At 62.0% G+C, this 12703-nt stretch carries 11 protein-coding genes; 8 read left to right on the top strand and 3 right to left on the bottom strand.

Annotated features, from left to right (window positions below; genetic code table 11):
- Positions 1-6 precede the first annotated feature (6 nt).
- The 6 genes from AC1Q80_RS09170 to AC1Q80_RS09145 all read left to right on the top strand — a co-directional run bounded on the left by AC1Q80_RS09170 (position 7) and on the right by AC1Q80_RS09145 (position 5912).
- Complete coding sequence (locus AC1Q80_RS09170; protein ID WP_173420234.1) at positions 7-702, top strand: D-lyxose/D-mannose family sugar isomerase; 696 nt, start codon at positions 7-9, stop codon at positions 700-702.
- A 75-nt stretch (positions 703-777) separates the two neighbouring features.
- Positions 778-1539 carry a sugar phosphate isomerase/epimerase family protein gene (locus AC1Q80_RS09165; RefSeq protein ID WP_492360207.1) on the top strand — a complete coding sequence of 254 codons (762 nt, stop codon included), beginning with the start codon at positions 778-780 and terminating at the stop codon, positions 1537-1539.
- Positions 1540-1555: 16 nt separating this feature from the next.
- Entirely contained in the window at positions 1556-2734 is a 1179-nt protein-coding gene (locus tag AC1Q80_RS09160; protein ID WP_173420232.1) for a Gfo/Idh/MocA family protein, read from the top strand.
- Positions 2735-2847: 113 nt separating this feature from the next.
- Positions 2848-3876: an L-glyceraldehyde 3-phosphate reductase gene (gene mgrA / locus AC1Q80_RS09155; protein WP_173420231.1), complete on the top strand. Its 1029-nt coding sequence runs from the start codon at positions 2848-2850 to the stop codon at positions 3874-3876.
- A gap of 378 nt (positions 3877-4254) precedes the next feature.
- Positions 4255-5361, top strand: coding sequence for a TRAP transporter substrate-binding protein (locus AC1Q80_RS09150; RefSeq protein ID WP_173420230.1), 1107 nt, complete (start codon positions 4255-4257; stop codon positions 5359-5361).
- A gap of 137 nt (positions 5362-5498) precedes the next feature.
- Entirely contained in the window at positions 5499-5912 is a 414-nt protein-coding gene (locus AC1Q80_RS09145) for a cupin domain-containing protein (RefSeq protein ID WP_173420229.1), read from the top strand.
- Positions 5913-6238: 326 nt separating this feature from the next.
- Here the strand turns inward: AC1Q80_RS09145 and AC1Q80_RS09140 are convergent, their stop codons facing one another.
- Together AC1Q80_RS09140 and AC1Q80_RS09135 are read right to left on the bottom strand one after the other, a co-directional pair.
- On the bottom strand, positions 6239-8059 hold the full coding sequence (locus AC1Q80_RS09140) for a TRAP transporter large permease (protein WP_173420228.1): 1821 nt from the start codon (positions 8057-8059) through the stop codon (positions 6239-6241).
- Entirely contained in the window at positions 8056-8631 is a 576-nt protein-coding gene (locus tag AC1Q80_RS09135) for a TRAP transporter small permease subunit (RefSeq protein WP_173420227.1), read from the bottom strand. The genes AC1Q80_RS09140 and AC1Q80_RS09135 overlap by 4 nt, the downstream gene beginning before the upstream one ends.
- 355 nt (positions 8632-8986) lie before the next feature.
- On the opposite strand from AC1Q80_RS09135, the gene AC1Q80_RS09130 reads away from it, so the two are divergent.
- Positions 8987-10603 (top strand): glycoside hydrolase family 43 protein, encoded by a 1617-nt coding sequence (locus AC1Q80_RS09130; protein WP_492360371.1) that lies wholly within the window; start codon positions 8987-8989, stop codon positions 10601-10603.
- A gap of 127 nt (positions 10604-10730) precedes the next feature.
- Positions 10731-11123 (top strand): RcnB family protein, encoded by a 393-nt coding sequence (locus AC1Q80_RS09125; protein WP_173420225.1) that lies wholly within the window; start codon positions 10731-10733, stop codon positions 11121-11123.
- Between the two features lie 320 nt (positions 11124-11443).
- Here the strand turns inward: AC1Q80_RS09125 and zigA are convergent, their stop codons facing one another.
- Positions 11444-12646 (bottom strand): zinc metallochaperone GTPase ZigA, encoded by a 1203-nt coding sequence (gene zigA, locus AC1Q80_RS09120; protein WP_492360206.1) that lies wholly within the window; start codon positions 12644-12646, stop codon positions 11444-11446.
- Positions 12647-12703: the final 57 nt, after the last annotated feature.

Raw genomic sequence — 12703 nt, 5'->3', positions numbered from 1 at the left:
GCCGTTATGAAACGCAGCCACGTCAATGACATTATCGCCCGCAGCGATGCCTTCATGCGCAGCTTCGGCTTCACGCTTCCACCCTTTGCCTACTGGAAGCCGGAGGAGTTGAAGGCGCGCGTCGCGTCCGATTGCCCTGCCATCTACGATGCCCGTCTTGGCTGGGACATTACCGACTACGGCAAGGGCCGTTTCGACGAGTTCGGCCTCGTGCTCTTCACACTGCGCAATGGCGACGCCTCGAACCTGAGAACGGGGCAGGGCATGGTCTATGCCGAAAAGCTGATGATCACCCTGAACGGCCAGGTCAATCCGCTGCATCGCCACGCCATCAAGACCGAGGACATCATCAACCGCGGCGGCGGCACGCTGGTGCTGCAGATGTACAATTCGCGCCCTGACGGCACCGTCGACGAGGAAAGCGATGTCGAGGTCGCGACCGATGCGCGGCTGCGGCGGCTGAAAGCCGGCGATCTCCTGAAGCTGCTTCCCGGCGAGAGCGTGACGCTTCTGCCCGGCAACTGGCACGCCTTCTGGGCGGAGGACGGAGACGTGTTGATGGGCGAGGTTTCGACCGTCAACGACGACCTCACGGACAATTACTTCCGCGAACCCGTCGGTCGCTTCTCGGCGATCGAGGAAGACGCATCCCCCGTCCATCTGCTGGTGTCTGACTATGACGCCTGGCTCAGGGCGAGATGACAACAAGGGCGGGAAGTCCCTGTCCCGCTCCCACCGATCAGACCGATCACGATGATTTCCCGAGGAGGATCTTTGATGAAAGACGTCAGTTTCCAGCTCTATAGCGCCCGCAACTTCCCGCCCTTTGCCAATGTGCTGAAGGCGATTGGCGAAGCAGGCTACAGCCAGGTCGAAGGCTACGGTGCGCTCTATGCGGCGCTCAGCGATGCCGAGATCGCCAGTTTCAAGGACGGTCTCGACGAGAATGGCCTTGAAATGCCGACCGCGCATTTCGGCCTGGACATGCTGGAGAGCGACCCGGCGCGGGTGCTCGAAATCGCAAAGGCACTCGGGATCCGCGCAATCTACTGCCCCTATCTCCTGCCGGAACACCGCCCGACGGATGCCGGCGGCTGGCGCGCATTCGGCGAGCGCCTGCAGGCGGCCGGCAAGCCTTACCGCGACGCCGGCCTGATCTTCGGTTGGCACAACCATGACTTCGAATTCTTCGCCTTGCCCGATGGCAGCATTCCGCAGGACCTGATCTTTGCGGGCGGGCCGGATCTCTCCTGGGAAGCCGACATCGCCTGGATCATCCGCGGCGGTGCCGATCCGATCGCCTGGATCAAGAAATACGCCGACCGGATCACGGCCGTGCACGTGAAGGACATCGCGCCGACGGGTGAGAAGAAGGACGAGGACGGTTGGGCCGACGTCGGCGAAGGTACGGTCGACTGGAAGGGTCTGTTCCAGGCGCTTTCCGGCACCAAGGCGCGCTACTTCATCGCCGAGCACGACAATCCGAGCGACTTCCAGCGTTTTGCCAAGCGCTCGCTCGCCTCCATCCAATCCTATTGAGAAACAGGTTCATTCCATGACCAAGGAACTTGGCGTCGGCATCATCGGATGCGGCAACATCTCCACCACCTATTTCAAGCTTGCGCCGCTTTTCAGGGGCATCAAGGTCGTTGCCTGCGCGGATATCAACCCGGCGGCAGCCGAAGCGCGCGCCGCCGAATACGGCGTCAAGGCTGAGAGCATCGAGGCGCTGCTTGCCAACCCGGATGTCGACATCGTCGTCAACCTGACGATCCCTGACGCGCATTTCCCGGTGTCGAAGAGCATTCTGGAAGCCGGCAAGCACGTCTACTCGGAAAAGCCGCTGGTGCTGTCGCTGGAGCAGGGCGAGGAACTGCGCGCTCTTGCCAAGGCGAAGGGCCTGACGGTCGGCTGCGCGCCCGATACCTTCCTCGGCGGTGCGCATCAACTTGCCCGCAGCTTTATCGACGCCGGCAAGATCGGTCGCGTCACGTCGGGCACGTGCCACGTGCTCAGCCCGGGCATGGAGATGTGGCATCCGAACCCCGACTTCTTCTTCCTGCCAGGCGGCGGGCCGATCCTCGATCTCGGGCCTTACTACATTGCCAACCTGATCAACCTGATCGGTCCGGTGAAGCGCGTGGCGGCCCTGTCGTCGATGGCCAATCCGACGCGCACGATCACCAGCGAACCGCGCAACGGCGAAGAAATCCCGGTGAAGACGCCGACCAACATCCACGCGCTGCTGGAATTTGTGAACGGCGCGACGATCACGCTGTCGGCGAGCTGGGATGTCTGGTCGCACCGCCACGCCAACATGGAACTCTACGGCACAGAAGGCTCCATCTTCGTGCCCGATCCCAATTTCTTCGGCGGCAAGGTGGAAGCAAGCGGCCGCGACAAGAACATCCAGCCGCTCGAAATGTGGGATCATCCCTTTGCGGTCGAAAACCAGGAGCATCCGCAGGGGCCGATGGCGAACTACCGCACCGCCGGTCTCGCCGACATGGCGATCGCCATTCTCGAGGGGCGTGATGCCCGCTGCTCGCTCGAGCGCGCGCTGCACGGCGTCGATGTGATGGTGTCGATCCTGAAATCCGGCGAGGAAGGGCGGTTCATCGAACTGACGACCACCTGCACCCAGCCGGCGGCGCTTGGGATCGAGGAGGCGCAGGCGCTGCTGATCGAGACGGAAGAAGAAATATCGGGAAATCGTGCCGCTGCCGCTTCATAGCCGCACCGGACCAGTCTAGACGTTGCTGAACAGGGGTTTCCGCAATCGCGGAAACCCTTCTCGTTTGCAGGATGGCGGGTGTTTGCCGCCATCGATATCGCGGAGGAATTGCGATGACCTGGCTACCGGCGGAAAACCGCTACGACACCATGAAGTACAACCGCGTCGGCCGCTCCGGCCTGAAGCTGCCGGCGATCTCGCTGGGGCTCTGGCACAATTTCGGCGGCGACACCCCGCATGACCGCAAGGTCGACATGTGCCGCACCGCCTTCGACCTCGGTATCACCCATTTCGATCTCGCCAACAATTATGGCCCGCCTCCTGGCTCGGCTGAAACTGCCTTCGGCGAAATCATGCGCACCGATTTCGCGCATCTGCGCGACGAGCTGATCATCTCGTCCAAGGCCGGCTACGACATGTGGGCGGGTCCCTATGGCGAGTGGGGCAGCCGCAAGTATCTGATCGCGTCTTGCGACCAGAGCCTGAAGCGCATGGGTCTCGACTATGTCGACATCTTCTATTCGCACCGCTTCGATCCGGACACGCCGCTGGAAGAAACCTGCGGCGCGCTCGACCACATTGTGCGCTCGGGCCGTGCGCTCTACGTCGGCATCTCCTCCTACAACTCGCAGCGCACCCGCGAGGCGGCCGCGATCCTGAAGGAGCTTGGTACGCCCTGCCTGATCCACCAGCCGAGCTATTCCATGCTCAACCGCTGGATCGAGGATGACGGTCTCGTGCACACGTTGGAAGATCTCGGCATCGGCTCGATCGTCTTTTCGCCGCTCGCCCAGGGCATGCTGACGACGAAGTATCTCGGCGGCATTCCGCAGGACAGCCGTGCCGCACAGAACCACTTCCTCAAGAAGGACTTCATCCGGCCCGAGATCATCGACAACATCCGCAAGCTCAACGGCATTGCCGAAAAGCGCGGGCAGACGCTGGCGCAGATGGCGCTTGCCTGGGTGCTGCGCGGCGGACGCATCACCTCGGCGCTGATCGGCGCCAGCCGTTCCGAGCAGATCGTCGATTGCGTCAAGGCGCTCGAAAACGACACGTTCACGGCGGAAGAACTGGCCGAGATCGATCTTTACGCCCGCGAAGCGGACGTCAATCTCTGGGCGACTTCGGCGGAGCTCTAGTTAGCCGAAAATATTGATTTGCCTCGATTTTGGGCAATGAACGCTGCCTTCCGGCGCATTAGACAAAAGTCGAATATGCGCCGGAAAGCGTCCGCTGGACATGCATAAGTGAGCGTGTAAGGTGCGTCGATGCCGCCGGTTCGCGTTGCGATACGGATGGCTCTGAGGCATGTCGCGCGAGAGTGCGAAGCGGTTTTGTGATGACGGCATGCGCAGCAATAAAAAAGGAAAGCGCAGGGAGCGATCGTCAGAGATCGCGATGCGCTTGAGGAGGAGGAGCGGGGCCTCGCACGTGCCGCAAGGGCGGTGAGGTTCCATTGGGCGGAGGCGCGGCTAAGGTCGCGCCGGATTCTGCCTTGGCGGAAATAGGGAGGAACCATGGATCGCCGTTCATTCATTAAAAACGCAAGCCTCGGTGGCTTGGCCGCGGCCGGCGCATCTGCGCTCGCATCGCCGGCCATCGCGCAGGCAAACCCCAAGATCAACTGGCGCCTTGCCTCGTCGTTCCCCAAGTCGCTGGACACGATTTATGGCGGCGGCGAAGTCCTGTCCAAATACGTCTCCGAAGCCACTGACGGCAATTTCCAGATCCAGGTGTTCGCAGCCGGTGAAATCGTGCCCGGTCTGCAGGCGGCTGACGCGGCTGCTGCCGGTACGGTCGAAGCCTGCCACACGGTCGCATACTATTACTGGGGCAAGGACCCGACCTGGGCGCTTGGCGCGGCCGTTCCTTTCGCTCTCAACGCGCGCGGCATGAACGCCTGGCACTACCATGGCGGCGGTATCGACCTCTTCAACGAATTCCTGGCGACCCAAGGCCTCGTCGGTTACCCCGGCGGCAACACCGGCGTGCAGATGGGCGGCTGGTTCCGCAAGGAAATCAAGACCGTTGCCGACATGCAAGGCTTGAAGATGCGCATCGGCGGCTTTGCCGGCAAGGTGGTCGAAAAGCTCGGCGTCGTGCCGCAGCAGATCGCCGGCGGCGACATCTATCCCGCGCTCGAAAAGGGCACCATCGACGCTGCCGAATGGGTCGGCCCCTATGACGACGAGAAGCTCGGCTTCTACAAGGTCGCGCCTTACTACTACTATCCCGGCTGGTGGGAAGGTGGCCCGACGGTTCACGCCATGTTCAACAAGGCGGCCTTCGACGGCCTGCCGAAGAACTACCAGTCGCTGCTGCGCACCGCTTGCCAGGCAACCGACGCGAACATGCTGCAGAAGTACGACTACCTGAACCCTTCGGCGATCAAGCGCCTGGTTGCCGCCGGCGCCAAGCTCAGCCCGTTCAGCGCGGAAATCCTGTCGGCCTGCTTCGACAAGGCAAACGAAGTCTATGCCGAAATGGAAGCCACGAACCCGACCTTCAAGAAGATCTGGGACTCGATCAAGGCATTCCGCGGCGAATACTACCTGAATGCCCAGATCGCCGAATACAACTACGATACCTTCATGATGATCCAGCAGCGCGGCGGCAAGCTCTAAGCTTTCCCCTGCACCCGATTGCCAGAGGCCACCCGCAACTTCGGTTGCGGGTGGCTTTTTCATTCCTTCTCACGATCGGCATCGCCGCCTGATTTCGTGGTAGGGTTGCGGCGTCAATTCCTGACGAGGAGGATGTCATGCCGAGCGAAAGCCAATCGATCGTGCACGGACCGGATGGCGGCCGGCGCTACGACATGGGCGCGATACAGGCGGTGTTCAAAGCCGACGGCCCGGAAACGCAAGGCCGGTTCTCAATTTCCGAATGGTGGGTGGAGGCGCGGCACGAAGGGCCGGGCGCGCACAGCCATGACGACAATGACGAAATCTTCTACGTGATCGAAGGAACGGCCAGCATCCTCGTCGGCGACACCTGGTACCGGATGGAGAAGGGATCGATCTGCGTCATCCCACGCGGCACCCTGCACGACTTCCGCAACGAGAGCACCGCGCGCATGGGGCTTCTCAACGTGTTTGTGGGTGGGCCGTTCGAGGAGATGATGCCCATGATCGTCGACTGGTACCGCGACAATCCGGCAAAACGACTGGACTGAGCGGGGTCGCTCGCCGCATGCCGCAATCGTCCTGCCCATTGGCTGAGGTCAAGGCCGGAAGATGGTCTCCTGGCGAGAGGCGTATGCCTCTTCCCCTCATCTTCGCCCTTGTGGCGGAGATCCAGCGACCCCACGTCCGTGGGGTCAAAAGACTGTTTTAGCCCAATAACTTGGGCTGACTGGATTCCTGTGACGAGCACAGGAATGAGGGTGGGGTGGTCGGCGCAAACGCCTTGCTGCAAGCTTCCAGTGACTGGATAAATCCTTGCTGAAATGAAAAGGGCGGCCGATGGGCCGCCCTTCGTATTTCCATCTGCCAGTCCGCTCTACTTGAACGACGGCGGCTGGCTGAGGTCGTTTGACGGTGCCGTCTGCGGCTGAGCACCTGGGCTGCCAAACGACGGCGGCTGGCTGAGGTCGTTCGATGGTGCTGTCTGCGGCTGGGCGCCGCCCTGGTCGGCCGGCTTCTGGTCGAGCGGGCTGCCGCCTGGAAGCTGCAGGCCGCCGGGAAGACCGAGGCCGCCACCGCCGGCGCCGAAACCAGGCACCTCGATCTTGATCGTGTTCGGATCGACGACAGTCCCTGTTCCCTTGTAGTGCATGACCATCTGCGGGAACATGATCGTCAGCGCCACCATCAAGAGCTGGATGCCGACAAAGGGCACTGCACCCCAGTAGATCTGGCCTGTCGTCACCGGCTGGATCGTCTTGCCGGTGATCTTGTCGAGATAGGGCACCTTGGCCGCAACCGAGCGCAGATAGAAGAGCGCGAAGCCGAAGGGCGGATGCATGAAGCTGGTCTGCATGTTGATGCCGAGCAGCACGCCGAACCAGATCAGGTCGATGCCGAGCTTGTCGGCAGCCGGAGCCAGGAGCGGCACGATGATGAAGGCAAGCTCGAAGAAGTCGAGGAAGAACGCCAGGAAGAAGACGAGCAGGTTGACCGCGATCAGGAAGCCCGTTTCGCCACCCGGCATTGCCGTCAGCAGATGTTCGACCCAGATGTGCCCGTTGACCCCGTAGAAGGTCAGCGAGAACACGCGGGCACCGATCAGGATGAACAGCACGAAGGCCGAAAGCCTTGTCGTTGCCGTCAACGCGCCGCGCACCACGTCCATGGTGAGGCGCCCCTTGGCCGCGGCCATGATCAGGGCACCGACGGCACCCATGGCGCCACCTTCGGTCGGCGTGGCGATGCCGAGGAAGATGGTGCCGAGCACCAGGAAGATCAGCGCCAGCGGCGGGATCAGCACGATGATGACCTGCTGGGCAAGCCGCGACATCGCGTTAAACTTCAGGCCGCGATCGAGCAGTGCGACGACGTAGATGAAGCCGACGCCGACGGTTGCGCCGAGAATGTCGGCGTTTTCGCCATGGGTCGGATAGAGATAGATATGGGCCGCATAGGCAAAGGCGCCGGCGACGAGGAGGGCGATGATCAGCGACGTGACGCCGGAGCCGAGGGTGCGGGCTGCCAGCGGCAGTGCGGGCATCGAGTCGCGCCGGACGAAGGTCATGATCAGGATGTAGACCATGTAGAGGCCGGTCAGAACCAGGCCCGGAATGAGGGCGCCGGCATACATGTCGCCGACCGAGCGGCCGAGCTGGTCGGCAAGGACGATCAGCACCAACGACGGCGGAATGATCTGCGCGAGCGTGCCTGAAGCGGCAATGACGCCCGAGGCAACCTTCCGGTCATAGCCGTAGCGCAGCATGATCGGCAGCGAGATCAGGCCCATCGCGATGACGGACGCGGCAACCACGCCGGTGGTGGCTGCAAGCAGCGCGCCGACGAAGATGACCGCATAGGCAAGACCGCCGCGGATCGGGCCGAAGAGCTGGCCAATGGTATCAAGCAGGTCTTCCGCCATGCCCGATTTCTCGAGCACGATCCCCATGAAGGTAAAGAAGGGGATGGCGAGCAATGTATCGTTCGACATCACCCCCCAGAACCTGTCGGGCAAAGCGTTGAGCAATGGCCAGGAGAGGTTGATCGAATCCGACATGGGAGCGAGCTCCACGCCGATGATGAAGAACAGGAGACCGTTGGCGGCAAGCGAGAAGGCGACAGGATAGCCCAGCAGCAGGAACACGATCAGCGAAACGAACATGATCGGTGCCAGGTTTTCAGCAATGAATTCGATCATGGACGGGCCTCCGGGGCGACGACGTCGTCAAGCGGCGCATGGGTCGGCACGTAAGGTGTCGGGTCGTCCATGTTGCCGGTCATGATCGCGACCTTCTTGATGATTTCCGACACGCCCTGGAAGGCGAGCAAAAGGAAGCCGAAGAGCAAGATAGCCTTTGCCGGCCAGATGATCAGGCCGCCCGCACTGGACGACACTTCGCCCGAGACGAAGGACATCTTCACATAGGGAAAGAGGTAATACAGCACCAGGAGCACGAAAGGCATCAGGAAGAAGACATGGCCGAAGAGATCGATCCAGTGCTGTACGCGGCGCGAGAACTGGCCGTAGACCACGTCGATGCGGATATGCTCGTTCTGGCTCAGCGTGTAGGCGGCTGCAAACATGAAGGCGGCACCGAACAGATACCACTGCGCCTCGAGCCAGGCGTTCGACGACATGTTGAAGATTTTCCGGATGACGGCATTGCCGGCGCTGACGAGCACAGCAACCAGAATGAGCCAGGAGACCGATTTGCCGATGAACTCGGTAATCGTGTCTATGAGTCGGCTGAAGCCGAGTAACGCTTTCATCGATTTCCTCCCCGCAGTGGCTGTTTTGGTTTTTGTGCCAAGCACAGGCAGAGTGCCGATTTCAAGCCCGCGTTCAAGTCCGAGGCTCGATTTTCCCTGTTAGTTCCGCCACCCCAGACTAAAGTCGAATAGAGCTATCAGGCGATTGCCCAATCATTGGGCACAACAGGGCATGACCCAGTATCGTCAGGGGGTTCCACTTGGAAATCTGAAGGCGGGGAATGACGATACTGCCGGATTCCCGTAGGCGTCGCCCTATGTCGCATAGCTAACTGCAACGTTGCAGTCTTGAAAATCGTGATGGTTTGGGGCTGGATGTGGTCGATAAACGGAGGAAGTGCCCGGTATGACTGCCCTGATTCGCAACCCGATCCTGCCCGGCTTCAACCCGGATCCGTCGATCTGCCGCGTCGGCGAGGACTACTACATCGCCACGTCCACGTTCGAGTGGTATCCGGGTGTCCAGATCCATCATTCGCGCGATCTGGTAAATTGGCGGCTGGTGCGCCGGCCGCTGGAGCGGGCAAGCCAGCTCGACATGCGCGGCAATCCCGATAGCTGCGGCGTCTGGGCGCCGTGCCTCTCCTATGACGATGGGCTGTTCTTTCTCGTCTATACCGACGTCAAGCGCTTCGACGGCAACTTCAAGGACGCGCACAATTACATCGTCACGGCGGAGGCGATCGAGGCGGTCTGGTCCGATCCGGTTTACGTGAATTCCTCCGGCTTCGACCCGTCGCTGTTCCATGACGACGACGGCCGCAAGTGGTTTCTCAACATGCAGTGGAACCACCGCAGCGAGAGCTTTGGCGGCTCGCCCAAGCATCCGGCCTTCGACGGCATTCTGCTGCAGCAATGGGACGAGCGAAAGCGCAGGCTTACCGGGCCGGTGAAGAATATCTTTGCCGGGTCGCCACTCGGTCTGGTCGAGGGACCGCATCTCTTCAAGCGGAACGGCTGGTACTATCTGACGACGGCGGAGGGCGGCACCGGATACGATCATGCCGTGACCATGGCGCGGTCGCGCACGATCGACGGACCTTACGAGATGCACCCGGATACTTACCTGATCACCTCGAAGGACCACCCCGACGCGCCGCTGCAGCGCGCCGGGCACGGGCAATATGTCGAGACGCCGGATGGGCAGGCCTATCACACGCATCTCTGCGGCCGGCCGCTGCCGCCCCAGCGCCGCTGCACGCTTGGCCGCGAGACGGCGCTGCAGAAATGTGTCTGGCGCGACGATGGCTGGCTCTATCTGGAAAACAGTGGGCCGGTTCCCGAGATCACAATCGCAGCCCCGGGTGCCGCCCGGGCCCTGTCGTCGCCGCGTGTGGTCGAGACCGATTTCGATGAAACGGCGTTGCCGTCCGAATTCCAATGGCTGCGAACGCCGCTGCCCGAGCGGATCTTTTCGCTGGAAAGACGGGCAGGGCATTTGCGGCTCTTTGGCCGCGAGAGCATCGGCAGCTGGTTCGAGCAGGCCCTCGTCGCCCGCCGGCAGGAGCATCACTCCTTCCGCGCCGAAACCTCGGTCGAATTCGCGCCCGGGACCTACCAGCAGGTGGCCGGGCTCGCGCACTACTACAACCGCCACAAGTTCCATGCGCTCGGCCTGACCTGGCATGAGACACTCGGGCGGGCGTTGACGATCCTGTCCTGTCCGGGCGACTTCCCGCATGGCCGGCTGCAGTTTCCCGTCGGAAGCGGCATCGCCGTTCCGACGGGACCGATCGAGCTTGCCATGGAGGTGCGTGACAACGACCTGCAGTTTTTCTGGCGGGCCGACGGCGGGATGGAGTGGCAGGCGATCGGCCCGGTTCTCGATGCCGGTGTGGTGTCGGACGAGGGTGGCCGCGGCGAGCACGGATCCTTCACCGGGGCCTTCGCCGGCATGTTCGCGTTCGATACGTCGGGCTCGGGGCTGGCGGCGGATTTCGATCGGTTCCGTTACGTCAGCTTGTCCGAGTGAAGTGCACGTTTGTAAGGAAACGCTCATAAGCATAGAATATCATTACGTATTTGTAATGTAGTGTTTCATATTCGGTTCAGGAAGTCGGGCCTATTTTCGGGGTGCAAATAACGAAAGGAATACCCCGATGAAACGTCTCCTGACCGCCCTGGTCGCCAGCTCCTTCCTGATCACGCCGGTCGCCGCCTTTGCGCAACCGGCAGGTTCCTTCGAAGTCGCCCAGAACCATGACCGCTACCAGCGCCACCAGGTTGATCGCCACATGGACCGCAACGTGGAGCGCCGTGGTGACAGGCACGTGACCATCGAAAAGCGGGTCACCATCGAAAAGAGGGAACGCTGGTCCCGCGGCCATCGCCTGAGCCCGGCCGAGCGCCGCCATATGGCGCAGGTGCGTGACTACCGCCGCTACAAGCTGCGCCAGCCGCCGCGCGGCCAGCAGTGGGTGCGCGTCGACAACGACTTCCTGCTGATCAGCCTGGCGACCGGCGTCATCGTCGGCCTGGCATCGACGCGTTAAGCCAAGCGATCGGGGCAGCCTTCGGGCTGCCCCTTCGACTTTTGGCAGATCCCCAAATGCCTGTCTGACGAAACGCCGACCCCTTCCTCCTCCTCCCGGGGGCTACGTTGTCATTCGACGCATCGACGGGAGATCTTCAGGCTCGGTCCGTTCCCGCTTTCCGAACAGCAGAAGCTCCAGCGGTCCCATCGGCACAGGACCTTCCTCTACCTCATCTCGCCCGTCGAAGAACGGATCGAACATAGGCACCGGCCTGCCGGCGGCACTGAGACCCATGCAGATGAAGCGCAGCCGACGCGGCCTCTGTCCCGTTGCCTGCATCAGGCCGCCCGCTGCGACCAGCTTGCGAAGGGATCCGGCAGATCCCGCCAACGGTCCGGCTGAAAGCTGGTGTCTTTGACGAGGCACGCATCGAGTTCGGCGCTCAGTGCGGCCTGGTCCATCGGGTCTGCGCCGATGAAGACGATCTCCTGACGACGGTCGCCCCAGACGGGATCGATATAGGGGCCGACAGCCCTGAGGAAGCCGGGGTCGCGCGGCCATTGCTCCCTCGGCACGGCTGCCCACCACAGGCCCATCTTCGACGTTCTGACCAGCGCGCCAGCCTGGCTCAGTTCGCCGACATGATAGGGCCGTGTCGCCAGCCAGAAGAAGCCCTTGGCGCGCACCACGCCCGGCCAGGATCGATCGAGAAACGCCTGAAAGCGCGTGGGATCGAACGGACGGCGGGCCTTGTAGACGAAGGAGCGGATACCGTATTCCTCGGTTTCGGGGATATGATCCTTGAAGCCGTGCAGTTCCTTGTACCAGAGCGGGTGTTGTTCGGCCTTGGCAAGATCGAAGCGGCCGGTGCCGAGCACGTCGCGCAGTTCCACCTTGCCGAAATCCACTTCCACCAGCCGTGCGTCCGGGTTCAGGCCGACAATGATCTTGCGTGCGGCATCGCCCTGCTCAGGTGTGGCCGTGCCGATCTTGTTGAGCACGACGACATCGGCAAATTCGATCTGCTCCACCAGCAGATCGACCAGGGTGCGGGTATCGCCTTCGCCGGCGGTTTCGCCGCGATCGGCGAGGAAATCGAGCGAGGAATAATCTGCAAGCAGATTGGCGGCGTCGACGACGGTCACCATCGTGTCGAGGCGGGCGACGTCGGCAAGGCTCTCGCCGTTCTCATCACGAAAGTCGAAGGTTGTGGCGACGGGCAGGGGCTCCGAAATGCCGCTCGATTCGATCAGCAGGTAGTCGAACCGGTTCTGTTCGGCGAGGTGGCGCACCTCACGCAAGAGATCGTCGCGCAGCGTGCAACAGATGCAGCCATTGGTCATTTCGACCAGTTGCTCCTCGGTGCGCGACAGGTTGGCGCCGCCTTCGCGGATCAGTGCGGCGTCGATGTTGATCTCGCTCATGTCGTTGACGATCACGGCAACACGCAAGCCGTCGCGGTTGGTCAGCACATGGTTGAGCAACGTCGTCTTGCCGGCGCCGAGAAAGCCGGACAGCACGGTCACAGGAAGTTTTTCCATATCAATTCCTATATGTTATACCATTACGTAAATTGAGGAAAGAAAAGGGCGGGCGCG

Source organism: Ensifer sp. GW823-FHT05D09, assembly GCF_058795755.1.
The sequence above is the reverse complement of the archived record's forward strand: the minus strand, read 5'-3'. Positions and strand labels throughout refer to the sequence as shown.